24 protein-coding genes and 1 tRNA gene are annotated in these 21,748 nt (G+C 73.4%); 14 read left to right on the forward strand and 11 right to left on the reverse strand.

Features of this window, described 5'->3' with window-relative positions:
- Nucleotides 1–26: 26 nt before the first annotated feature.
- A complete protein-coding gene (locus AW16_RS0107310; protein ID WP_029289298.1) occupies nucleotides 27–572 on the reverse strand; it encodes a hypothetical protein in 546 nt (181 codons plus the stop codon).
- A 169-nt stretch (nucleotides 573–741) separates the two neighbouring features.
- On the opposite strand from AW16_RS0107310, the gene recR reads away from it, so the two are divergent.
- The 6 genes from recR to AW16_RS0107345 all read left to right on the forward strand — a co-directional run bounded on the left by recR (nucleotide 742) and on the right by AW16_RS0107345 (nucleotide 5,679).
- Nucleotides 742–1,341, forward strand: coding sequence for a recombination mediator RecR (gene recR / locus AW16_RS0107315; protein ID WP_029289299.1), 600 nt, complete (start codon nucleotides 742–744; stop codon nucleotides 1,339–1,341).
- Nucleotides 1,342–1,396: 55 nt separating this feature from the next.
- Complete coding sequence (locus AW16_RS0107320) at nucleotides 1,397–1,963, forward strand: DUF5063 domain-containing protein (protein ID WP_029289300.1); 567 nt, start codon at nucleotides 1,397–1,399, stop codon at nucleotides 1,961–1,963.
- A gap of 158 nt (nucleotides 1,964–2,121) precedes the next feature.
- Nucleotides 2,122–2,571, forward strand: a complete 450-nt coding sequence (locus tag AW16_RS0107325; protein ID WP_034648323.1) for a thioredoxin family protein — start codon at nucleotides 2,122–2,124, stop codon at nucleotides 2,569–2,571.
- Nucleotides 2,572–2,613: 42 nt separating this feature from the next.
- A complete protein-coding gene (locus AW16_RS0107330) occupies nucleotides 2,614–3,072 on the forward strand; it encodes a DUF4395 domain-containing protein (protein WP_029289302.1) in 459 nt (152 codons plus the stop codon).
- 286 nt (nucleotides 3,073–3,358) lie between these two features.
- Nucleotides 3,359–4,630: an aspartate kinase gene (locus AW16_RS0107340; RefSeq protein ID WP_029289303.1), complete on the forward strand. Its 1,272-nt coding sequence runs from the start codon at nucleotides 3,359–3,361 to the stop codon at nucleotides 4,628–4,630.
- Entirely contained in the window at nucleotides 4,627–5,679 is a 1,053-nt protein-coding gene (locus AW16_RS0107345; RefSeq protein ID WP_029289304.1) for an aspartate-semialdehyde dehydrogenase, read from the forward strand. The genes AW16_RS0107340 and AW16_RS0107345 overlap by 4 nt, the downstream gene beginning before the upstream one ends.
- A 16-nt stretch (nucleotides 5,680–5,695) precedes the next feature.
- On the opposite strand, the gene AW16_RS0107350 is transcribed toward AW16_RS0107345, so the two are convergent.
- The 4 genes from AW16_RS0107350 to AW16_RS0107365 form a co-directional block, all read right to left on the reverse strand.
- On the reverse strand, nucleotides 5,696–7,186 hold the full coding sequence (locus tag AW16_RS0107350; RefSeq protein WP_029289305.1) for a heme peroxidase family protein: 1,491 nt from the start codon (nucleotides 7,184–7,186) through the stop codon (nucleotides 5,696–5,698).
- Between the two features lie 144 nt (nucleotides 7,187–7,330).
- Nucleotides 7,331–7,404: transfer RNA gene (locus AW16_RS0107355), tRNA-Pro, on the reverse strand.
- Nucleotides 7,405–7,455: 51 nt separating this feature from the next.
- Entirely contained in the window at nucleotides 7,456–8,409 is a 954-nt protein-coding gene (locus AW16_RS0107360; protein WP_231495975.1) for a metallophosphoesterase, read from the reverse strand.
- The gene (locus AW16_RS0107365; RefSeq protein WP_029289307.1) at nucleotides 8,406–10,934 is read right to left on the reverse strand and encodes a transglycosylase domain-containing protein; all 2,529 of its coding nucleotides are present in this window, start codon (nucleotides 10,932–10,934) and stop codon (nucleotides 8,406–8,408) included. Before AW16_RS0107365 ends, AW16_RS0107360 begins: the two co-directional genes overlap by 4 nt.
- A 276-nt stretch (nucleotides 10,935–11,210) precedes the next feature.
- Here AW16_RS0107365 and AW16_RS0107370 point away from each other — a divergent pair, with 276 nt between their 5' ends.
- From AW16_RS0107370 to AW16_RS0107380, 3 genes are read left to right on the forward strand one after another with little or no spacing between them, the layout of a single operon-like run.
- A complete protein-coding gene (locus AW16_RS0107370) occupies nucleotides 11,211–11,537 on the forward strand; it encodes a WhiB family transcriptional regulator (RefSeq protein ID WP_051681753.1) in 327 nt (108 codons plus the stop codon).
- A gap of 59 nt (nucleotides 11,538–11,596) precedes the next feature.
- Complete coding sequence (locus AW16_RS18615; protein ID WP_191785328.1) at nucleotides 11,597–11,758, forward strand: hypothetical protein; 162 nt, start codon at nucleotides 11,597–11,599, stop codon at nucleotides 11,756–11,758.
- Nucleotides 11,758–12,246, forward strand: a complete 489-nt coding sequence (locus AW16_RS0107380) for a RidA family protein (RefSeq protein WP_029289309.1) — start codon at nucleotides 11,758–11,760, stop codon at nucleotides 12,244–12,246. Before AW16_RS18615 ends, AW16_RS0107380 begins: the two co-directional genes overlap by 1 nt.
- A gap of 73 nt (nucleotides 12,247–12,319) precedes the next feature.
- Here AW16_RS0107380 and AW16_RS0107385 read toward each other — a convergent pair whose 3' ends face one another.
- Together AW16_RS0107385 and AW16_RS0107390 are read right to left on the reverse strand one after the other, a co-directional pair.
- Nucleotides 12,320–12,997: a Crp/Fnr family transcriptional regulator gene (locus AW16_RS0107385; RefSeq protein ID WP_029289310.1), complete on the reverse strand. Its 678-nt coding sequence runs from the start codon at nucleotides 12,995–12,997 to the stop codon at nucleotides 12,320–12,322.
- A gap of 109 nt (nucleotides 12,998–13,106) precedes the next feature.
- On the reverse strand, nucleotides 13,107–13,523 hold the full coding sequence (locus AW16_RS0107390; RefSeq protein WP_029289311.1) for a hypothetical protein: 417 nt from the start codon (nucleotides 13,521–13,523) through the stop codon (nucleotides 13,107–13,109).
- A gap of 110 nt (nucleotides 13,524–13,633) precedes the next feature.
- On the opposite strand from AW16_RS0107390, the gene nth reads away from it, so the two are divergent.
- Entirely contained in the window at nucleotides 13,634–14,326 is a 693-nt protein-coding gene (gene nth, locus AW16_RS0107395) for an endonuclease III (RefSeq protein ID WP_029289312.1), read from the forward strand.
- Here the strand turns inward: nth and AW16_RS0107400 are convergent.
- From AW16_RS0107400 to AW16_RS0107410, 3 genes are read right to left on the reverse strand one after another with little or no spacing between them, the layout of a single operon-like run.
- Entirely contained in the window at nucleotides 14,298–15,248 is a 951-nt protein-coding gene (locus AW16_RS0107400; RefSeq protein ID WP_029289313.1) for an alpha/beta fold hydrolase, read from the reverse strand. The genes nth and AW16_RS0107400 overlap by 29 nt on opposite strands.
- Before the next feature lie 10 nt (nucleotides 15,249–15,258).
- A complete protein-coding gene (gene nhaA / locus AW16_RS0107405; protein ID WP_034648326.1) occupies nucleotides 15,259–16,506 on the reverse strand; it encodes a Na+/H+ antiporter NhaA in 1,248 nt (415 codons plus the stop codon).
- Nucleotides 16,507–17,244, reverse strand: a complete 738-nt coding sequence (locus AW16_RS0107410; RefSeq protein WP_029289315.1) for a response regulator transcription factor — start codon at nucleotides 17,242–17,244, stop codon at nucleotides 16,507–16,509.
- 368 nt (nucleotides 17,245–17,612) lie between these two features.
- On the opposite strand from AW16_RS0107410, the gene AW16_RS0107420 reads away from it, so the two are divergent.
- Nucleotides 17,613–18,347 (forward strand): hypothetical protein, encoded by a 735-nt coding sequence (locus AW16_RS0107420; RefSeq protein ID WP_029289316.1) that lies wholly within the window; start codon nucleotides 17,613–17,615, stop codon nucleotides 18,345–18,347.
- 33 nt (nucleotides 18,348–18,380) lie between these two features.
- Here AW16_RS0107420 and AW16_RS0107425 read toward each other — a convergent pair whose 3' ends face one another.
- A complete protein-coding gene (locus AW16_RS0107425; RefSeq protein WP_029289317.1) occupies nucleotides 18,381–18,740 on the reverse strand; it encodes a DsrE family protein in 360 nt (119 codons plus the stop codon).
- A 133-nt stretch (nucleotides 18,741–18,873) separates the two neighbouring features.
- Here AW16_RS0107425 and AW16_RS0107435 point away from each other — a divergent pair, with 133 nt between their 5' ends.
- From AW16_RS0107435 to AW16_RS0107445, 3 genes are all read left to right on the forward strand, one after another.
- Complete coding sequence (locus AW16_RS0107435; protein WP_029289318.1) at nucleotides 18,874–19,485, forward strand: FABP family protein; 612 nt, start codon at nucleotides 18,874–18,876, stop codon at nucleotides 19,483–19,485.
- Nucleotides 19,486–19,489: 4 nt separating this feature from the next.
- The gene (locus AW16_RS0107440) at nucleotides 19,490–20,635 is read left to right on the forward strand and encodes a folate-binding protein YgfZ (RefSeq protein WP_029289319.1); all 1,146 of its coding nucleotides are present in this window, start codon (nucleotides 19,490–19,492) and stop codon (nucleotides 20,633–20,635) included.
- A 15-nt stretch (nucleotides 20,636–20,650) separates the two neighbouring features.
- Nucleotides 20,651–21,748, forward strand: a 1,098-nt coding sequence (locus tag AW16_RS0107445) for an aromatic acid exporter family protein (RefSeq protein WP_029289320.1), incomplete at its 3' end; no start/stop codon positions are given.

Raw genomic sequence — 21,748 nt, forward strand, 5'->3', positions numbered from 1 at the left:
TGGGCCCCGAGAGCGGCGTGCGGCCGTCAGGAACGCGAGTCGGAGTCGAACGCGAGCGTGGCGACGAGCTCCTCGTGCCCGTCGGCGCCGGTCGTCGAGCCCGCGGCGTACGTGACGCGGCCGCCCTCGTCGTGCGCCTCGCCCGCCCCGGACGCGACCACCGCGCCGCCGACCTGCGCGGACCGCTGCTCGCAGTCCGCCTGCACCCCGTCGGCGTCGACGGCCGTGCCGCTCGGCCACGCCTGTGCGGCCGAGACGAGCCACCGAGCGAGCTCGCCGCACCGGTCGGCGAGGTCGGAGTCGTCGACGGGCGCGGACCACCGCACCTGCACGCCCGCGGGCTGGTCGCCCTCGATGTAGACGACGGGGACGTCGCCGACGGTCCCGGCGCGCTCGTCGTCGGCGAGCTTCTCGCCGCCCTGCGCCACGGCGGTCCACCCATGCGGGCCACCGAAGCCCACCAGGGTCTCGGCCTGCCGCTGCGCAGGGTCGTCGGTGGTGCACGACGCGACCGAGGCGACGGTCACCAGTGCGGTGACCGCACCGAGCACGAGCAGGGGCGCACGTCGCACGACAGCTCCTTCACGGTTCGGTCCTGGCGGGCCTGGGGCGGGGCGGCACGCGCTCGCGCAACCGGGCGCTCGGATCGTCCCACCCGTCCCTGGGAGCTGCCTGCATGTTGCCCGGGCGACCCGACGCGGCGCACCCGCACGGGCCCGCGCGGCACGTAGGCTGGCACCCGTGTACGAGGGCGCGGTCCAGGACCTGATCGACGAGCTCGGGCGGCTGCCCGGCGTCGGTCCCAAGAGCGCCCAGCGCATCGCGTTCCACATCCTCGCGGCGGACCCGGCGGACGTGCGTCGCCTCTCGGACGCGCTGACCGAGGTGAAGCTGCGCGTCCGGTTCTGCGACATCTGCGGCAACGTGGCGCAGGAGGAGCAGTGCCGCATCTGCCGCGACCCGCGCCGGTCGCCCGCGACGCTGTGCGTGGTCGAGGAGCCCAAGGACGTCGTCGCGATCGAGCGCACGCGTGAGTTCCGCGGGCGGTACCACGTGCTCGGCGGCGCCATCAACCCGATCGCGGGGGTCGGCCCCGACGACCTGCGCATCGCGCAGCTCATGTCGCGCCTGGCCGACGGCACGGTCACCGAGGTCATCCTCGCGACGGACCCGAACGTCGAGGGCGAGGCCACCGCGACCTACCTGGCCCGCCTGCTGGTGCCGATGGGCCTGACGGTGAGCCGTCTCGCGTCCGGCCTGCCGGTCGGCGGGGACCTGGAGTACGCCGACGAGGTCACGCTGGGCCGGGCGTTCGAGGGTCGTCGGCGCATCAGCGCGTGAGGACCGGGCGGCGCGCACGACGAGAAGCCGAGCACACGAGACGGGGGAGACGACGATGACCGAGAGCACCGACGCCGACGTCCGGGACATCGCCCGGGCGGTCGCGGACCAGTCCCGCGGTTTCCTGTCGACCATCACCGAGGTCGGTGCGGGCACGAGCCCGGAGGCTTCCCTGCCGTTGCTGCTGCTCGCCGTGTCGGACGTGCTCGCCGCGGGCGCGCGACTCGGCGCGACCACGGACGTCGTCCCGGCCGAGCGGTTCGAGCCCGATGCGGGTCCGGACCCCGACGTCGAGCCGCTGCGCGCCGCGCTCGCCAACGCGCTCGAGGGAGTCGACGAGTACACCGAGGTCGTCGACCCGCTCATCGGACCCGAGATCGAGCTCGTGAGCATCTCGGGCAACCTCGTCGCGATCGCGGAGGCGCTCGCGCAGGGGCTGCGGCACTTCGAGCGCGGCCGCGAGCTCGAGGCGCTGTGGTGGTGGCAGTTCTCGTACCTCTCGGTGTGGGGCGAGACGGCCGCGAGCGTGCTGCGCGCGTTGCAGTCGATCCTCGCCCACCTGCGCCTGGACGTCGACGACGACGTGGCGACGGAAGCGGAGTACGACGCCCTCCAGCCCTGACCCCCTCCCCACCACCGCCGAGCAAGCACTTCGTCACGCCGTGGGCGCCCATGACGTGACGAAGTGCTTGGTCGGCGCGAGGGGCCGTGGTCGAGGGGTGAGACGGGGGACGACGGATATTCGACCGCACGAGTAGGGTTTTCCGCGAGGAGGTCGCCGTGGGGAACGTGCTCGTGGTCGTCGGGGTGCTGGCGGTCGCCGGCGTGCTCGGGCTCGTGTGGCGCGCGCGCACCGGGCGGTTCGCGTCTGCCGGGTCGGCATCGGCCGACGACGAGCAGCGACTGACGCCCGCGGACATCGGCGCCGACCTCGGTGCGCGGGCCACGTTCGTGCAGCTCTCCGCCGAGGTGTGCTCCGCGTGCCGCAGCACCGCGCGCGTGCTGGGAGCCATCCACGCCGACGACCCGGACGTGCAGCACGTCGAGCTCGACGTCGCCGACCACCTCGACCTGGTGCGCACCCTCGGCGTGATGCGCACACCCACCACGGTGCTGCTGGACTCGCGCGGTGCGGTCGTCGGCCGGCTCGTCGGCGGGACGGACCGCGCGCAGGCCCTGGCCGCGCTCGCGCAGGTCCCGACGAACGCCTCCGTCCATCCGGCGTCCTGACGAGTCCCGCGACCCGACGCCCCCAGCCCTGAGAGGAACCCCGTGACCGAGACCGCCCGCACCACCTCCCCTGCCGGCATCGACCCCCGCGGCCCGCGCGTGGGCGCCGGCATCACGGCCGTCCTGCTCGTCGTCGTGCTGCTGCTCGGCTCGGGCACCACGGCCACGGTGCTGCTCGCGTTCGTCGCGCTCAGCTTCGCGCTCGGTGCCACGCGCGGTACCGGCGGCACGTGGCAGGGTTGGCTGTTCCGCACGCTGGTCCGCCCGCGCCTCGCGCCCCCCGCCGAGCTGGAGGACCCGCGCCCGCCGCGGTTCGCGCAGCTCGTCGGCCTGGTCATCACGGGCCTGGGCGTGCTGCTCGCGCTGGTCGGCGTCAGCTGGGCCGTGCCGGTCGCGGCGGCGTTCGCGCTGGTCGCGGCCGTGCTCAATGCGGTGTTCGGGCTGTGCCTCGGCTGCGAGATGTACCTGCTCGGGGTGCGGCTGCGCTCGCGCGCGGCCTGAGCCTCACGCCACGCGCGTCCCGCGGGGGAGCTTGCGCTGCGGGATCGTGAGCCGCCGCACCGCCACGACGAACCCCGCGGCGCCGGGCGCCAGGTTCCCGGCCGGCCCCCACGGCCACATCAACGACGCCTCGTACCCGTGGGGTCGCAGCGCCTGGCTCTCGACCGCGCCCGCATCGTGATCGCCCTGGCGCCGGACGCCGGGCCTCGCCTACGATCCCCGACGACACACCGGGACCCGGCGGGCCGTTGAGACAAACGGAGGCCGGCGACAGATGGAGCAGCACGTGGCACTTGTCGTGCAGAAGTTCGGCGGATCGTCCGTGGCGGACGCCGAGAGCATCAAGCGGGTAGCGAAGCGGATCGCGGAGTCCAAGCGCGCCGGGAACGACGTCGTCGTCGTGGTCTCGGCCATGGGGGACACCACGGACGACCTGATCGAGCTCGCGCAGCAGATCACCCCGCTGCCCCCGCAGCGCGAGATGGACATCCTGCTGACGGCGGGCGAGCGCATCTCGATGTCGCTGCTCGCGATGGCGATCAACAACCTCGGCGTGAAGGCCAAGTCCTTCACCGGCCAGCAGGCGGGCGTCATCACGGACGCCGTGCACGGCCGCGCGCGCATCGTCGACGTGGTGCCCGTGCGCATCCGCGAGACGATCGAGAAGGGCCAGGTCGCGATCGTCGCGGGCTTCCAGGGCGTGACCCAGGAGACCAACGACGTCACGACGCTCGGCCGCGGCGGCTCGGACACCACTGCCGTCGCGCTCGCCGCCGGCCTGGGCGCGGACGTCTGCGAGATCTACACCGACGTCGACGGCGTGTTCACCGCGGACCCGCGCATCGTGCCGAGCGCGCGCAAGCTCGACACCGTCACCTACGAGGAGATGCTCGAGCTCGCCGCGAGCGGCGCGAAGGTGCTCGTCCTGCGGTGCGTGGAGTACGCGCGGCGCTTCGGGGTGCCCGTGCACGTGCGCTCGTCCTTCTCGAACCACACCGGAACGCTTGTCCAGGGCCAGATGCCCGAAGGAGGAACCGTGGAAGAGCCGATCATCTCGGGCGTCGCGCACGACCGCTCGGAGGCGAAGATCACCGTCGTCGGCGTCCCGGACGTCCCGGGCAAGGCCGCCCGCATCTTCGAGGTCGTCGCCAGCGCCGGCGCGAACATCGACATGATCGTGCAGAACGTGTCCGTCGCCGCGACCGGCCTCACGGACATCTCGTTCACGCTCCCCGCGGCGGACGGCGCCGCCGCGATGTCCGCGCTCACCGAGCGCCAGCCGGACATCGGCTTCACGTCGCTGCAGTACGACGACACCATCGGCAAGCTCTCGCTCGTCGGGGCCGGCATGAAGTCGTCGCCCGGTGTCTCCGCGCGGCTGTTCGCCGCGCTGTCCGACGCGGGCATCAACATCGAGATGATCTCCACCTCGGAGATCCGCATCTCGGTGGTGACCCGCGCCGACTCGCTCGACGACGCCGTGCGCGCGGTGCACACCGCGTTCGACCTGGACGCGACCGAGGAGCAGGCCGTGGTGTACGGGGGTACCGGACGATGAGCGGGCTGCGCGTCGCGGTCGTGGGTGCGACCGGCCAGGTCGGTGCGGTCATGCGCCGGCTGCTCGACGAGCGCGACTTCCCGGTCGCCTCGATCCGTTACTTCGCGTCCGCGCGCTCGGCGGGCACGACGCTGCCCTGGCGCGGTGAGGACGTCGTCGTCGAGGACGTCGAGACCGCCGACCTGTCTGGCATCGACATCGCGTTGTTCTCCGCGGGCGGCGGCACCTCGAAGGAGCACGCGCCGCGTTTCGCGGCGGCCGGTGCGGTCGTCGTCGACAACTCGTCGGCCTGGCGCCGCGACCCGCAGGTCCCGCTCGTCGTGTCCGAGGTCAACCCGGAGGCGCTCGACGACATCCCGCTGGGCATCGTCGCGAACCCCAACTGCACCACGATGGCCGCGATGCCGGTGCTGCGGCCGCTGCACGAGGAGGCCGGCCTGCGCCGCCTCGTCGTCTCGACCTACCAGGCCGTCTCCGGCTCGGGCCTCGCGGGCGCCCAGGAGCTCGACTCCCAGATCCGCGCGGCCGTCGAGCAGGACACGCTCGCCCTCGTGCACGACGGCTCCGCGGTGACCCTCCCGGCACCCGTGAAGTACGTCGCGAACATCGCGTTCGACGTCATCCCGCTCGCGGGCTCGATCGTCGACGACGGCCTGCACGAGACCGACGAGGAGCAGAAGCTGCGCCACGAGTCGCGCAAGATCCTCGGCGCCCCGGACCTGCTCGTCTCGGGCACGTGCGTGCGCGTGCCGGTGTTCACGGGCCACTCGCTGTCGATCAACGCGGAGTTCGAGCGGCCGCTCTCGCCGGAGCGCGCCACCGAGCTGCTCGGCGACGCCCCGGGCGTGCAGCTCGCGGACGTCCCGACCCCGCTCGTCGCGGCGGGTCAGGACCCCTCGTTCGTCGGCCGCATCCGGGCCGACGAGGGCGCGCCGGAGGGCCGCGGGCTCGCGCTGTTCGTGTCCAACGACAACCTGCGCAAGGGCGCAGCGCTCAACGCGGTGCAGATCGCCGAGCTCCTGGCCCAGCGTCTGCGGGCAACCGCCTGACACCCCGGGGTGGTCGTCAGGTGAGCTTGCCGACCACCCCCGCGGCCGTGAGCAGGTCGGTCATGCCGAACTCGTCGCCGGTCCCGTAGGTGGGCGTCCAGTCGGGATCCTGCGACAGGTACGACGAGGGGTCGCCGTCGATGAGGCCGTGGAACACCTCCGCGACGATGCGCCCGCCGACCGCCCCGAGGTGCTCGCCGGCAGCCTGCACCTGCGCCTCACGCAGGACGTAGAACCACAGCGGCGTGCGCTTGTGCAGCCCGAACGGCTCGAGGTCCGCGAGGTCGGTCGTGGACAGCGGTGCCTCCTGCATCGCGGCGGCGACGCGCTGGCCGGACGGCACCTCCATGGTCAGCGCGCGCAGCAGGTTGCGGATCGCGAGCGAGTCGGGCTCGTCGGACGGCTGGCCGAGCAGGTGGAACATGGCCGACGAGAGCGTCGTGTCGATCTTCTTGTTGCGCCGCACGCGGCCGTCGCCGAAGTCGAAGAACGTCTGCCAGTCGATGAACCGCCGGGGCGCCCGGCAGCCGCCGCGCAGGTCCGCCGGGTCGGTGCCCGTCGCGGTGTGGTCGAAGATCAGCGCGAAGAACTGCTTCGTCGGGTCGGTCGCCGACGTGCCGAAGTTGCCGCGGTACGAGGGTCGCACCTGCGAGTGGCCGAACCGGTACGCGGCCACCGAGAACTCCACCGGGATGTATGGCGAGTTGTGCCAGTCGTAGAACCTGCGCCCGTTCGCCAGGATGTCCGCGACGACCGCGTCGCCGCAGGTCAGCGGCAGGAAGAAGTGCAGCACCATCCACTGGTAGTGCCACCGGACGATCCGCTGGGCCTCGGCGAACAGCTCCTGCGGGGTCGCGAGCGGACCGAGCGTGGGGCGCACGTCGGCGACCACGCGGTTGTGGAAGCGCAGGAACGCGAGGTGGAGCTGGTCGACGATGAGGTTCTCGTCGTTGCGCGGGTCGCCGATCAGGGCGGTGCTCTGCGAGTTGCGCGGGACGTCGTAGCGGACCTTCTTGTCGACGCAGTGCTTGTCCGACTTCGGGATGGGCTCGACGAGCATCGTCGTGCGGCCGTGGTCGACGGACTGGTCGTACAGGTGTGGTGACACGCCCGGCCCGCCGCCGTAGACGCTGTCGAGGTCGAGCGCGGGGATGCGGAAGTTGCGGATGGACTCGGGATCCTGAGCGCGGGCCAGTGACGACGTCGGGTCGAACGTCATGTCGTGGTCCAGGAACTGCCCGAGGAACGTCATGCCCGCGCTGAGCCGCGGGTTGTCGGCGTTGTGGGCCGACAGCGTGGGGTCGACGATGAGCGCCACGGGGTCCGTCGAGGCGTCGGCGGCGTCCATGATCCCACCCGGCTTGCCGAGCTCGCGCAGCTGCGCGCGGACCGACGGGGTGTCGGCCGCGAAGGCGGGCAGCGACGGGAACAGCCGGCCGAAGCGTCCCTGGTCGTAGAAGGTGGATCGCGGCGTCACGACCCCGTTGTCGGCGTCTCCGTGCGGCATGGCTCGACCTCCCGGTCCGGCCCGGCGTCGTTGCCGGGGTACCCGGGAGGAGCGGGCCGCGCGGGCGGAGATACCCCGAGAAGCACGACAGGCCGGACCCTTGACGGATCCGGCCTGTCGACGATGTCCTACGACATCCCACGGTCGGGGTGGCGGGATTCGAACCCACGACCTCTTCGTCCCGAACGAAGCGCGCTACCAAGCTGCGCCACACCCCGTGGAGCCGGATCAGGATAGCCGACGAGAGCCCTGGAACCGAATCCGGTCCGTCACGCGGCGACGAGCGTGAGCAAGGTCGCCTCGGGCCGGCACGCGAACCGCACGGGCGCGTACGGGGACGTGCCGAGACCGGCCGAGACGTGCAGCCACATCGACCCGTCACCGCCCGAGCGGTCCGGGCGCGGCCCCGGCCAGCCGTGCAGGCCCTTGGCACGGCGGGTGTCGAGGTCGCAGTTGGTGACCAGGGCTCCCCAGCCGGGGACGGCGAGCTGGCCGCCGTGCGTGTGGCCGGCGATCGCGAGGTCGACCCCGTCCTCGAGCATGTCCGTCAGCACGCGCTGGTAGGGCGCGTGCGTGACGCCGAGGTGCAGGTCGACGTCCTGCTCCGGAGCCGACGAGGGCGCGGGGAAGCGGTCGCGGTCCAGGTGCGCGTCATCGGTCCCGACGAACGAGACGCGCAGGCCTGCGACGTCGAGCACGCCGCGGTGGTTGTCCAGGTCCAGCCAGCCGGCGTCGGTGAGGTGCGCGACGAGCTCGCGCCACGGGAGCTCGGTGTGCTGCGTGCCTCTGCGCCGCGGGTCCTTGCGCAGGTAGCGAGCCGGGTTCTTGGGGACCGGGGCGACGTAGTCGTTGGAGCCGAGCACGAAGGCGCCGGGCGTCGACAGGTGCGGCTCGAGCGCGCGGAAGAGCGCGGGGAGCGACTCCGTGCTCGCCCAGTTGTCGCCCGTGTCGATCACCAGGTGCGGGTCGAGCGACGCGAGGTCGCGCACCCAGTCCACCTTGCGGTGCTGGCCGGGCATGAGGTGCAGGTCCGAGACGTGCAGGATCCGCAGCGGGTCCTGGCCCGTCGGCAGCACCGGGACGGTCACCTCGCGCAGCGTGTACCAGCGGACCTCGACGAGCGACGCCCACGCGAGCGCGCCAGCCCCCGCGAGCGCGAGCCCGCCGAGCGTGAGGCCGGTGGTCGCGAGCGGGGAGCGGTGAGGGTCAGCTGCGGTGATCAACCGCGGCCACCGCGGCCGTGCCCGTTCCCCGGCCCGTTGCCGTTGCCGTTGCCGCCGTTGTTGTTCCCGCCGCCGTCGTCACCGCCGTTGTCACCGTTGCCGTCCCCCTGGTCGGGGGGCTGGACGCCCGAGCCGTCGGAGATCTTGAGGATGATCGTCGAACCCTTGATGGCGGTGCCGGACGGGTTCTGCTCGGCGACCGTGCCCGCGGGCTTGTCGGACGCGACAGGCGTCGGGTCGACCGACACGGTGAAACCGGCCTGCCGCAGCGCGGCCTCGGCGTCGCCCTGCGCGCGGCCGACGACGTACGGCACGTAGACCTTCTTGCCGTAGACCTGCTCGTTGTCGGCCTTCTCGAAGCCGGGGTCGCTCTTGCCCTCCATGATGGAGTCCATCGTCTTGCGCCAGGTCAGGCCAGCGATCGAGGCGCCGTACATGTACCGGATGTAGTTGCCGTTGACGGTGACGCCCTGCGCTCGCGTACCAGCGGTCAGCGGATCTCCGACCCACACCGCCGCTGCGCGCTCGGGCGTGTAGCCGACGAACCAGGTGCTCTCGTTGTGCGAGGTGGTACCCGTCTTGCCCGAGGCGGTGTAGGACGGCTTGCCCGTGATCTTCGCCGATCCCTCGCCGACGGTCTTCGCGGTGCCCTCCCACACGTGGCTCAGACCCTCGTTCATCGCGTTGGCGTACTTCTGCTCGATCTCGCGGTGGCAGTCCGCGTCCGGCACCTTGAGCTTCTTGCCCGCGGCGTTCGTGACGCTCTTGATGGCGACCGGCGTGCAGTAGATGCCGCCCGACGCGAATGCCGCGAACGCGTTGGCCATGCTCAGCGGCGCGACGGGGTCGGAGCCGATGACGTTCGCCGGCAGGACGGGGTACTCGGGTGCACCCGGGGTACCCATGCGCACACCGAGGTCGTCGGCGCCCTTGAAGACGTCGCACAGGTTCAGCTTGGTGGCCATCGCGATGTACGCCGAGTTGACCGAGTTCTGGGTCGCCTTCTGGACGGACATGATCCCGCCGCTGCCCTCGGCGTTGCCGAACTTGTAGTTGCCGCCGGCCAGGTTGGTGCACGGTGCGTTGAAGGCCGACATCGGGTACTCGAACTTCCGCCCGTCGATGTTCTCGTTCAGGCTGTGCCCCTCGCGGAGCCACTCGAGCAGCGTGAACGGCTTGAACGTCGAGCCGGGCGCGAAGCCGCGCGACGACCCGTAGGCGTACGGCGTGTTCCAGTTGACCGACGTCTGCTTGGCGGTGGTCTCGCTCGTGTTGTTGAACGTCCGGTTCTGCGCCATGGCGGTGATCGCACCCGTGCCGGGCTCGACGACGACGATGGACGACCCGAGATAGGCAGTCGTGGGGCGGCCCTTGGCGTCCCTCACGTCGTACTTCTTCGCCGGCAGGTTCTTCTTGACCTGCTTGTCCGCGGCGCGCTGCTCGCTCGGGATCAGCGTGGTCTTGATCGTCAGACCGCCGCGGTAGAGCAGCTTGACGCGGGCGTCCTTGTCCTTGCCGAACGCCGGGTCGTTCGCGATGACCTTGGTGACGTAGTCGCAGAAGAACCCGGAGCCGGCGATCGCCTTGGTCGCCGACATGCAGCCGAGCTGCGGCTGGTGGACCTTGAGCGACTTCTTCAGCGGAGTCGCGATGCCCTTGTCGTACTGCTCCTGGGTGATGTAGTGCTGGTCGCGCATCAGGCCGAGCACCGTGTTGCGGCGCTGCTCCGAGGCCTCCGGGTTGCGCACCGGGTCCCACGCGGACGGGGACCGGGTCACGCCGGCGATCGTCGCCGCCTGCAGGTAGGTGAGCTTCGCGGCGGGGACGCCGAAGTAGTACTGCGCCGCGGCCTCGACGCCGTACACCGACGTGCCGAACTGCGCGATGTTCAGGTACTTCTCGAGGATTTCGTCCTTCGACATCTTCTGCTCGAGCGTGATGGCAAGCTTCGCCTCGCGCAGCTTGCGCGCGATGCCCTCGCTGCCCTCGGCGCCGCGCGCGTCCTCGAGCGCCGCGTCCTGCTCGGCCTTCGTCTTCTTGCTGAGCGCCTCCTCGATGAGGACGTTCTTCACGTACTGCTGCGTGAGCGTCGAGGCGCCCTCGCGCGAGTCGCTCACGCTGTTGCGGACCGCGGCCCGCAGCATGCCCATCGGGTCGACGCCGGAGTGCTCGTAGAAGCGCTTGTCCTCGGTCGCGATCACCGCGTCGCGCATCGTCTGGTTGATCTCGTCCAGCGGGACCACGACGCGGTTCTGGTAGAAGAACGTCGCGATGACGGTGCCGTCCGACGCGAGGATCGTCGACTTCTGCGGGAGCGTCGACTCGCCCAGCTCGGTCGGCAGCTCGTCGAACGCCTGCGTGGTCAGGTTGGTCGCGCCGTTGGCGACGGCGACGCCCGGCAGGACCAGGCCGGCGGCGAGGACGCCACCGATCGTCGCGACCAGGACGAAGGCCAGCAGCAGGGCGAGCGCCTGGCCGGCGTTGACCTGGCGGCCACGACCACGGGAACGAGCAGGGTTCGGCATCCCGTCAGGGTAGTGGCCGCCCCTGAGCCTCGGCCGTGACCTGCCGCACGCTCGCACGGACCTGCACCGGACCTGCACATCCGCCGCGGATCCGCGTCACGACGCGTCACGACCGCCTCGTCACCCGAACGGCTGACACCCGCGCGACCAGGGAGAAATGACCCGAAAGGAGTCTCGCCACGGCCGCGGGGACGACGATACGGTCCGGCTTGAAACATCGGCGCGGATGCTGGCTCCGACCAGCGCATCCGTGTCCGCAGGGGGAAGGAACTCACCATGAACGTGATCGACGGGCGCCCCGCAGCGCGCCCTGACCTGGACGGCCACTGGACGGCGGTCGCAGCGTGCGGCTCCGACGACGTGAGCCCCGACGCGCTGTTCGTCGAGGGACCCGCGCAGCGCGAGGCGCGCTCCGTGTGCATGGGCTGCCAGGTGCGGCTCGAGTGCCTCGCCGACGCGCTCGACAACCGCATGAACTTCGGCGTGTGGGGCGGCATGACCGAGCGTGAACGGCGCCAGCTCCTGCGCCGCCGTCCCGAGGTCAGCTCGTGGCGCTCGGAGCTGGTCGACGTGCGTGACGCGGCGGAGCTCGTCGCGCCCTGAGGACGCGCGCTGCAGGACGAGCGCTCTGCCGGGCACCGTCCGGCGCTAGGGTGACGCGCATGGCACAGCAGCAGTGGGAGTACGCGACGATTCCGCTCATCATCCACGCCACCAAGGCGATCCTCGACCAGTGGGGCGCCGACGGCTGGGAGCTCGTCCAGGTGGTGCAGGGCCCCGACGCGGGTCTCGTCGCCTACCTCAAGCGGCCCAAGCAGGCCTGATGGGCGTCGCGCAGCGGCTCGTCGAGCTCGGCATCGAGCTGCCCGGGGTCGCGGCACCGGTCGCGGCCTACGTCCCCGCCGTGCGCACGGGCACGTACGTCTACACGAGCGGGCAGCTGCCGTTCGTCGACGGTGCGCTGCCCGCCACGGGCAAGGTCGGTGCGCAGGTCTCGGCCGACGACGCGCAGGGGCTGGCCCGCACAGCGGCGCTCAACGCGCTCGCCGCGGTCGCGGCGCTCGTGCACTCCGAGGGCGGTCCGGAGGGTGCCGAGGCGCTCGACCGCGTGGTCCGCGTCGTCAAGGTCGTCGGCTTCGTCGCGAGCGACCCCTCGTTCACCGGGCAGCCCGGCGTCGTCAACGGCGCGAGCACGCTGCTGCACGAGGTCCTGGGCGAGGCGGGCGTGCACGCGCGCTCGGCCGTCGGCGTCGCGGCCCTGCCGCTGGACGCGCCGGTCGAGGTCGAGCTCGTCGTCGAGCTGACCCCGTAGGGGCTCGTCCCGGACCACTCACGCAGCGAGGCCGGGCCCCATCGGGACCCGGCCTCGACCGTGTGCGGAGCGATCAGCGCGCGCGGCGCTCCAGGCGGTCGACGTCCAGCAGCACGACGGCGCGGCCCTCGCGGCGCACCCAGCCGCGAGCCGCGAAGTCGGCCAGCGCCTTGTTGACGGTCTCGCGCGATGCGCCGACGAGCTGCGCGAGCTCCTCCTGCGTCAGGTCGTGCGCGACGCGGATGCCCTCGTCGACCGTCTCGCCGAAGCGGGTCGACAGGTCGAGCAGCGCCTTCGCGACGCGACCGGGGACGTCGGAGAACACCAGGTCGGCGAGCGCCTCGTTGGTGCGGCGCAGGCGGCGGGCCAGGGCCTGCAGCAGCTGCTGCGCGACGCCCGGGCGCTCCTGCAGCCAGCCGATGAGCTCGGAGTGACCGAGCTCGAGCACCACGGCGTCGGCCACGACCGTCGCGGTCGCGGTGCGCGGACCCGGGTCGAACAGCGAGAGCTCGCCGAACATCTCGCCCGGACCCAGCACGGCGAGCAGGTTCTCGCGCCCGTCGCTCGATCGCCGCCCCAGCTTGATCTTGCCGTCACGCACCACGTAGAGCCGGTCGCCCGGGTCGCCCTCGTGGAACAGCACGTCGCCGCGCGCCACCTCGATGGGCTTCATGGTCGCGACGAGCTGTGCCGCCGCGTCCTCGTCGAGCCCGGCGAACAGCGGAGCCTCGAGCGCGATGTCCTCGGCCACGATGGCACCCTCACCTTCCCGGCCGGCTCACGCCCGGCCCCGACACCGGCTGCGGGCCGGATGCTGGCACGAGCCGCTGGTCAGCGGCGTCGCCCCCTAGTGTGCCCCATCACGCGTGGCTGAGCGGCTCTCGCAGCACCGCGCTCGTCGTCGCCGGGTCCGTCGCGAGCCTGACGATGAGCCGGTCGGTCGCGGCGAGCAGTGCGCGGCGCACGCCGTCCTCGTACCGCGCCAGGCGTGCGTCCAGCGCACGCAGCTCGTCGAGCCGGCCGACCTCCGCGCCCGGGTCCATGCCTGCGAGGACGTCACCGAGCTCGCCGGGCCGCGGCACGGTCAGCTCCACGTCGAGCGGGAGCTGGAACGCGACGGCCTCGCCGAGCGCCTCGGGCCGTGCGGCGCCCGCGACCGCGAGGTCGATGCGTGCGCGCACCAGCCGCCGCCACCAGCCCACGCGCGCCTGCTCGGCACGCAGGGCACGGCGGTCCAGCCGCAGGTCACGCACCCGCTGCCCGACGGGTCGCGTCATCTGGTCGTCCTCCTGGGTGTGCGCGGGTTCCCTTGACGAATCGGACAGTTCCGGCCCGCGCTTGAGCGTCCGATCGGGTGGCGCGTGCGGCTCACCCGTAGCCTGCGAGGGTGACGCCCGACGAGACCCCGCTGGCCCGCACGCGGCGGGCGCGCCGCGTCGACCGCATGCTGGCCGTGCGCTACCCCGACGCCCGGTGCGAGCTCGACTTCCGTGACCCGTTCGAGCTCCTCGTCGCGACCGTGCTGTCCGCGCAGACCACGGACGTGCGCGTCAACGCGACGACGCCCGAGCTGTTCGAGCGGTACCCGGACGCCGCGGCGATGGCCGCCGCCGACCCCGAGCTGCTCGAGCAGATCCTGCAGCCGCTCGGCTTCTTCCGCGCCAAGGCGCGCTCGCTGCTGGGGCTGTCGCGCGCGCTCGTCGACGAGCACCGCGGGCAGGTGCCGGGACGCCTCGTCGACCTGGTGAAGCTGCCCGGTGTGGGCCGCAAGACGGCGAACGTGGTGCTCGGCAACGCGTTCGGCGTCCCGGGCATCACCACGGACACGCACGTGCTGCGCCTGTCGAAGCGGCTCGGGTACACGACGAGCGACGACCCGCTCGTCGTCGAGCGGGAGCTGGGCGACCTGCTGCCGAGGCGCGACTGGACGATGGCCTGCCACCGGCTGATCTTCCACGGCCGGCGCACGTGCTTCGCGCGGCGGCCGGCGTGCGGGGCGTGCCCGGTGGCCGCGCTGTGCCCGTCGTCGGGCACGGGGGAGCAGGACCCCGTCAGGGCCGCGGCGATGCTGAAGGGCTGAGCACCTGCGCGAGCCACTCCAGGAGCAGGCCGGTCACGCGCTCGGGCTGCTCCTCGGCGGGGAAGTGCCCGGCGTCGGGCAGCAGCTCGTAGCGGTAGGACGACGACACGCGCGCGCGCACGCCCGGCGTGAGCGCGGACCGGGCTGCGGGGCGCAGGCCGTCGCGGCCCCCGTGGACCTGGAGCACCGGCAGCGGCACGGCGCGTTCGAGCCCCTGCGCGTAGCGCCGGCCGTCGAGGCGGGGGGCGCTGCGCAGCAGCCAGCGCAGCTGCTGGAGCTCGGAGTGCGCCGCGAACGGGATGCGCGCGGCGTCGCGGTACACCTCGACCACGGACGCGTCTGCCCACGTCGGTGACCCGCCCCAGTCGGCGAGCATGCGGTGCACCAGGTCCCCCTGGGTCATCGCGCGCTCGGGAGCCGACGGCAGCTGCAGGTACGCGAGGCGCCGCAGCGCGGTGGGCTGGAACGAGGCGAGCACGTTGGCGCGCACGTCGAGCGGGTGCGGCGCGGCCAGGGCGGCGACCGCGAGCGTCACGTCGGGGTGCAGCGCGCCCATCGCCCACGCGATCTCCCCGCCGGTCCCGGACCCGACCACGGCCGCGCCCGGTGCACCGAGCGAGCGGATCACGCCCGCGACGTCGTTGGACAGCGTCGGCACGTCGTACCCCTGCGGCGGCTTGTCCGAGCCGCCGGTGCCGCGCACGTCCAGCGCCGCGACGCGGTAGCCGGCCTCGGCCAGCGCGGGGATCTGGTGGCGCCACGCCCACCACAGCTCCGGCACACCGTGCAGCAGCACGACGAGGGGCGCGTCGCGGTCGTCGGGACCGGCGACCGCCACGTGGAAGCGGGCGCCGTTCGCGGCGACGAACCGGTGCTGCCAGGGCCCGTCGATCAGCAGCGTGGCGGAGTCGACCGTGCTCATCGGGACGAACCTACCCGGTCAGGCGCCGGTGGTGAACGTCCCGACCCCACAGGGCGAGCCCGCCCAGCACCGCGGCCGTGAGGGACGCGACGAGGACGGCGACGACGATGTGCTCGTCGTGCTCGGACCCCGAGCCGAACGCGAGCTCGCCGACGAGCAGCGACACCGTGAACCCGATGCCGCCCACGAGCCCGACCGAGCCGATGTCCGCCCAGCCCAGCCCGGGCGCGAGCCGCGCCTTCGTGAACGTCGCGACCACCCACGTGGTCGCGACGATGCCGAGCGGCTTGCCGACGACGAGTCCCGCGGCGACCCCCTGCGAGACCGGGTCGGTCGCGGCGTCGCGCAGGATCCCGGCGCTGAACGTGACCCCGGCGGCGAACAGCGCGAACAGCGGCACCGCGAACCCGGCCGAGACCGGCCGCCACACGTGCTCCCACCGTTCGGCCATCGACTGCTCCGGCTCCGTCGGCGACCGCATCGACCGCTGCGTCGACTCGACCGTCGCGGGCACCACCAGGCCCAGCGCCACGCCCGCGATCGTCGAGTGCACGCCCGACGCGTGCAGGAACGCCCACGCCGCGAACCCCAGCGGGACCAGCAACCACACCCGCGCCCGGCCCCAGCGGATGACGGCCGCGAACGCGACCACCGCCGCGACGGCCGCGAGCAGGGGCCCCAGCGAGATGTGCGACGTGTAGAACGCCGCGATGACGAGGATCGCGAGCAGGTCGTCCACCACGGCGAGCGTCAGCAGGAACGCGCGCAAGGCGTCGGGCAGGCTGCGCCCGACGACCGCGAGCACCGAGACCGCGAACGCGATGTCCGTCGCGGTCGGCACGGCCCAGCCGCGCAGGTCGCCGCCGACCCGCAGGTTGAGGGCCACGTAGATCGCCGCGGGCACCACCATGCCGCCGAACGCCGCGACCATCGGCACCACCGCGGTGCGCACGTCGCGCAGCTCGCCGACGACGATCTCGCGCTTGAGCTCGAGCCCGACGACGAAGAAGAAGATCGCGAGCAGCCCGTCGGTGGCCCACTGCGCGACCGACAGGTGCAGGTGCAGGGAGGCCGGTCCGAGCTCGAGGTCGCTCACGGCCGCGTACGAGTCGGGTGCCACGTTCGCCCACACGAGGGCCGCGACGGTCCCGACGAGCAGCAGCACACCGCCCGCGCGTTCGGACCGCAGGGTGTCGGCGAGGTTGCGCTCGCCACCCGGGGTCAGGCCGGAGAACAGCCGTGCGACGGGCCCGCGCACTCAGGCCTCGGCGGCGGCGCTGGCCTCGTCGTGCTCGTCGCGCGACTCACCCGCGGCCCGGCGGTCCTTCGGCGGGTCGAACCGGTAGCCCACGTTCCGCACCGTGCCGATGAGCTGCTCGTGCTCGGGTCCCAGCTTCGCCCGCAGGCGTCGCACGTGGACGTCGACCGTGCGCGTGCCCCCGTAGTAGTCGTAGCCCCACACCTCCTGCAGCAGCTGCGCACGCGTGAACACGCGGCCCGGGTGCTGCACGAGGTACTTGAGGAGCTCGAACTCCTTGTAGGTCAGGTCCAGCGGGCGCCCGCGCAGTCGCGCCGTGTACCCGCCCGCGTCGATGGTGAGCTCGCCCGAGCTGATCTCCTGCGGCGCGTCGTCGTACGACGAGGTCGCCGCGCGCTCCATCACCAGGCGGAACCGGGTCTCCACCTCGGCCGGGCCGGCGGAGTCGAGCACGATGTCGTCGGCGCCCCACTCCGTGGTGACGACCGTCAGGCCACCCTCGGTGAGCACCAGCACCAGGGGGACCGTGAGCCCCGTGGCCCGCAGCAGGCGGCACGTGGTGCGCGCGGTGACGAGGTCCCTGCGCGCATCGAGCACGACGATGTCCGCGTCCGGCGCGTCGACGAGCGCCGACGGCTCGACGGGCAGCACACGCACCCGGTGGGACAGCAGGCCGAGCGCGGGGAGCACCTGGGCGGAGCCACCCGGGACCGGCGTCAGCAGCAGGAGCTCCGCCACGTGCACCTCCCCGAGGAGTCGTCGAGTGGGCACACGGTACCGCCACCCCCACGACACACGGGCCGGACGCCCATGACGTGGGTGTGACCGCCCGGCCACACGCAGGACACATCGGGCGCGACGTCCCGCCGGCGGCTGGGCAGGCTGGCGGCTGGCGGCTGGCGGCTGGCGGCTGGTGGCGGTGCCGGCCGACGACGGTGCGCGACGAGTCTGCGAGAATCGGCGCCGTGATCCGCCCCGACGACCAGCGCGCCCGCCGGACGAGCCGTCGCCCCGACCGCTCGCTCCACGCCGTCCCGTCCCGCGTCGTCGGACCGGTCCACGGTCCCGTCGGCGGCCGGACCTGCGGGCTGGGGCGATAGTCCCGGATGCAGCTCGCCACGCGCGCGGTCGTCACGGCCGCCCTCGCCGCCCTCGTCGCGGTCGCCGGCTACGTCGGCGGCCTGCCCGTCTCGATCGCCGCCGCGCTGCTCACGCTGCTGCTCGCCGCAGGGTGGCCGGCGCTCATGGGGCTGCCCGCGCGGCTCGGCTCGAGCATCGTCATCGGGCTGGGCGGCGTCGCCGCGGTCGTCGCGGTGGACCGCACGCCCGACCAGCCCTACCTGCGCTACCTCCCCGTGGTGTTCGCCGCCGCGATCCTGCTCGCGTTCGTCAACGAGCTCGCGCGCCGCGACGGTCGCGACCGGCTCGTGGAGTCCGTGTCGGGCACGGTCGCCGGGACGCTCGTCGCCGTCGCCGCAGCGGGTTGGGTCGCGATCGACCGCACGCCCGGCGCCGGGTCGCTCGTCGTCAACGGCGCGCTCGCGCTCGCGGTCGGGTCGGCCGTCGTCGCGCTGCCGCTGTCCCCGTGGCTCGGTGCCGTCGTCACGACGCTCGTCGCGGCGGGTGCAGGCGCCGGCTCCGCGGCGCTGCTGCCCGACGTGGGTGTGCTCGCTGGGCTCATCCTCGGTGCAGCGGTCGGCATCCTCGTCGCGACCCTGCACGTGCTGTTCGACCGGCTGCCCTCGCTCGAGCAGCGCCGGCCCGCGCTCGCCGCGGTGACGCTGCCCGTCACGGTGACGGGCATCCTCGTGTACGTCGTCGGCCGCGTGCTCGTCGGCTGACGTCCGCTCAGGCGCCTCGCCCGGCCGGGTGCGTCAGTAGACGAGCGCCTGCGCGTCCGGCGCGAGCGACTCCTCGACGAACACGGCGGCGCCGGCGATCCGCACCCCGGGCAGCAGGTCGTCGGCGGTGATCGAGCGGCGCGCCGCGCACTGCGTGCAGACCGTCACCCGGCCCCCTTCGAGGACCACGTCCAGCAGCTCGGCGAGCGGCGTGGCGTGCTCGAGCTGCAGGTCGTCGGCCCGACCCGGGACCCCGAACCATGCGGCCTCGCCCGTGAGCCACAACGACACGTCAGCACCGGCCGCGACCGCGGCGGCCGCCACCGTGAACGCCTGGTTGCACGCCTCGGCGCGCTCGGGTCCGGCGGTGGTCTTCACGACGAGCGAACGCATCCGCCCACCCTAGTTAGGATCGGGGCATGACTGCGCTCGAGGGTCTCTTCATCGGTCTGCTCGTGGCGGCGACGCTCACCATCGGGTGGATCGCCGGCCTCGTCGTCTACCGCCTGTACCGGAACCCGCGCTGATGGCCTTCGCGCTGCCGGAGGGCCTGGCGCCCGAGGTGTACCCGCTCGCGTGGCTCGTCGGGCGCTGGCACGGCGAGGGCGTCGTCGGCTACCCCGGGATCGAGGAGCGCGCGTTCACGCAGGACGTCGTCTTCGACCACGACGGCGGCCCCTACCTGCGCTACGAGACGACGATCCGGCTCGTGCACGTCCCCGACGACGCGGCGGCGCTCGAGGACGGCGCCGGTCCCGTCGCGGCGGACGACGAGCAGGGCGAGGTCTGGTCCACCGAGACCGGCTACTGGCGCGTGCCGCCCGAGCGACCCGAAGGCATCGCCGACGACAAGCACCCGGTCGAGGTGCTGCTCGCCGACCCGTCCGGGCACGTCTCGGTGCTCGTCGGGGAGATCGGCAACGGCCGGATCGACCTCGCGAGCGACCTCGTCGCACGCGTCCCCAGCGGTGCCGACGTGACCGCGTCCAAGCGGCTGTACGGCCTGGTGCACGGCGACCTCATGTGGGCGCACGACCTCGCGGCGTTCGGCAACCCGATGCAGTCGTACGCGTCCGCGCGCCTCGTGCGGGCCGACGGCGCGGCCCCGACGGCCGCGGACGACGAGCCGCAGGAGTGAGCCGATGACCGTCGTGACCGAGGCCCGGCACACCAGCCCGCTCCTCTCGCGGCGCGGGGCCGTCGGCGGTGCGGGTCCGGACGCCGGCGTCGCGTGGCACTACGGCGACCCGACCGCGGAGCAGCGCGCGCTGGCCCGCGGGGGTGCCGTCGTCGACCAGTCCCACCTCGGGGTCGTCACCGTCACCGGGCCCGACCGGCTCAGCTGGCTGAACTCGATCACGTCGCAGGAGCTCGCGACGCTCCCGCCGCACACGTCCACCGAGCTGCTCGTGCTCAGCCCGCAGGGGCACGTCGAGCACGCGGCGGGCGTCGTCGACGACGGCACGACGACGTGGCTGCTGACCGAGACGCCCGTCGAGCTCGCGGCGTGGCTGGACCGGATGCGGTTCATGCTGCGGGTCGAGGTCACCGACGCGACCGACGCATGGGCCGCGATCGGCGAGCCGCTCGGCGCCGAGGGCGCGCCCGACGAGCCCGTGACCTGGCGCGACCCGTGGCCGGCCGTCGCCGAGGGCGGCACGCGCTACGGACCGCCCGCCGCCGAGCACCCGGGAGAGGACCGCGCCTGGCGCCTCGTCCTGGTCCCGCGCGACCGGCTGGCCGCCGAGATCGCGGCGCGCGAGGCCGCCGGCTGGCCGCTCGCGGGCACGTGGGCGAGCGAGGCGGCCCGCGTCGAGGCGTGGCGCCCCCGCTTCTCGCACGAGGTGGACCACCGCACCATCCCGCACGAGCTCGACTGGCTGCGCACCGCCGTCCACCTGCACAAGGGCTGCTACCGCGGGCAGGAGACGGTCGCGCGCGTGCACAACCTGGGCCGCCCGCCGCGTCGCCTGACGATGCTCCACCTCGACGGCTCCGGCCACCTGCTCCCCGTCGCGGGCGCCGAGGTGCACGACGTCGTCGACGGCGAGCCGGGACGCGTCGTCGGGACCGTGACGACCGTGGCCCGGCACCACGAGCTCGGGCCGGTCGCGCTCGCCGTGCTCAAGCGCTCGGTGCCCGACGACGCGCCGCTCGTCGTCGACTGCGACGGCGGGATGGTCGCCGCGGGGCAGGAGACGATCGTGCCCGGCGACGGGGTCTCGACCGACCGGCCCGCACCGCGGGGCGAGACGATGCGCGGCCTCGGCCAGCACCCGATGCTCTGAGCCCGGGGCGCTGACGTGGCGACCGAGCGCCTGACGACCCGCGACCTGCGCGTGCTCGGCGAGGCGCGCGTGCGGCTCGGTCTCGCGCGCGTGCGCTCGGCGTGGTTCCCGATCCTCCAGGCCGCTGTCGCCGGAGGGCTCGCGTACGCGATCGCGCACTACTGGGTGGGGCACGCGATCCCGTTCTTCGCACCCGTGTGTGCGTGGATCGCGCTCGGTTTCTCGCTCGACCGCTCGGTGCGACGCGTCGCGGAGCTCGCGGTCGGGGTGGCGATCGGCGTCGGGCTCGGCGACCTCGTCGCGCACCTCATCGGCCGCGGCGTGTGGCAGATCGCGTTCGTGCTGTTCGTCGCCGCGCTGCTGGCGCGGTTCATCGACCGCGGCGCGATGCTCACCACGCAGGCGGGCGTGCAGGCCATCGTCATCGTCGCGCTGCCGACGACGTCCGGGCCCTTCGGCCGCTGGGTCGACGCGGCGGTCGGCGGCGCGATGGCGCTCGCGGTCGCGCTGCTCACGCCCAACGACGCACGCCGTCACCCCCGTGCGCTCGCGCGCCGCTCGGTCGGTGAGCTCGCCGGGATGCTGCACACGCTCGCGCGCGGGCTCGCGACGGGCTCGCCCCAGGACGTCGAGGACGCGCTGGTGCGCGGGCGTGCGTCGCAGCAGGTGCTCGACGAGTGGCGCGACGTCGCGACGAACGCGCGCGAGCTGTCCCGCGTCTCGCCGGCCCACCGCCGGTACCGCGACGAGCTGGGGCGGTCGGTCGACGCGGCGGTGCTCGTCGACCGCGCCGTGCGCAACGCCCGCGTGTACGTACGTCGAGCGCTCGCACTGCTCGACGCGGACGCGCCGCACGACGTGTCCGGGATCGCGGCGAGGGCCGACGCCACGGCGCGGGCGGTCGACGAGCTGGGCGACGCGCTCGGCTCGGGCCGTGACCCCGCGCGTGCGCGCGCGATGCTCGTCTCGGCGGCGGCGGCCCTCGACCCGTTCGAGGCGGCGCCCGACGACTGGCAGGTGCAGGCCCTGGTGCTGCTGCACCGCTCGCTCGTCGTCGACCTCCTGGAGGCGGCCGGTGCGACCCCCGCCGCGGCCCGCGAGGCCCTCCCGGAC

The sequence above is a fragment of the Cellulomonas sp. HZM genome (assembly GCF_000708885.1).
GTDB lineage: Bacteria > Actinomycetota > Actinomycetes > Actinomycetales > Cellulomonadaceae > Cellulomonas.

Bases quoted from the DNA above. Each gene is read 5' to 3' on its own strand.
- AW16_RS0107320 (WP_029289300.1), top strand. From the start codon at position 1,397: ATGACCGAGAGCACCGACGCCGACGTCCGGGACATCGCCCGGGCGGTC.
- AW16_RS0107345 (WP_029289304.1), top strand. From the start codon at position 4,627: ATGAGCGGGCTGCGCGTCGCGGTCGTGGGTGCGACCGGCCAGGTCGGT.
- AW16_RS0107350 (WP_029289305.1), bottom strand. From the start codon at position 7,186: ATGCCGCACGGAGACGCCGACAACGGGGTCGTGACGCCGCGATCCACC.
- AW16_RS0107365 (WP_029289307.1), bottom strand. From the start codon at position 10,934: ATGCCGAACCCTGCTCGTTCCCGTGGTCGTGGCCGCCAGGTCAACGCC.
- AW16_RS0107370 (WP_051681753.1), top strand. From the start codon at position 11,211: ATGAACGTGATCGACGGGCGCCCCGCAGCGCGCCCTGACCTGGACGGC.
- AW16_RS18615 (WP_191785328.1), top strand. From the start codon at position 11,597: ATGGCACAGCAGCAGTGGGAGTACGCGACGATTCCGCTCATCATCCAC.
- AW16_RS0107380 (WP_029289309.1), top strand. From the start codon at position 11,758: ATGGGCGTCGCGCAGCGGCTCGTCGAGCTCGGCATCGAGCTGCCCGGG.
- AW16_RS0107390 (WP_029289311.1), bottom strand. From the start codon at position 13,523: ATGACGCGACCCGTCGGGCAGCGGGTGCGTGACCTGCGGCTGGACCGC.
- AW16_RS0107400 (WP_029289313.1), bottom strand. From the start codon at position 15,248: ATGAGCACGGTCGACTCCGCCACGCTGCTGATCGACGGGCCCTGGCAG.
- AW16_RS0107420 (WP_029289316.1), top strand. From the start codon at position 17,613: ATGCAGCTCGCCACGCGCGCGGTCGTCACGGCCGCCCTCGCCGCCCTC.
- AW16_RS0107425 (WP_029289317.1), bottom strand. From the start codon at position 18,740: ATGCGTTCGCTCGTCGTGAAGACCACCGCCGGACCCGAGCGCGCCGAG.
- AW16_RS0107435 (WP_029289318.1), top strand. From the start codon at position 18,874: ATGGCCTTCGCGCTGCCGGAGGGCCTGGCGCCCGAGGTGTACCCGCTC.
- AW16_RS0107440 (WP_029289319.1), top strand. From the start codon at position 19,490: ATGACCGTCGTGACCGAGGCCCGGCACACCAGCCCGCTCCTCTCGCGG.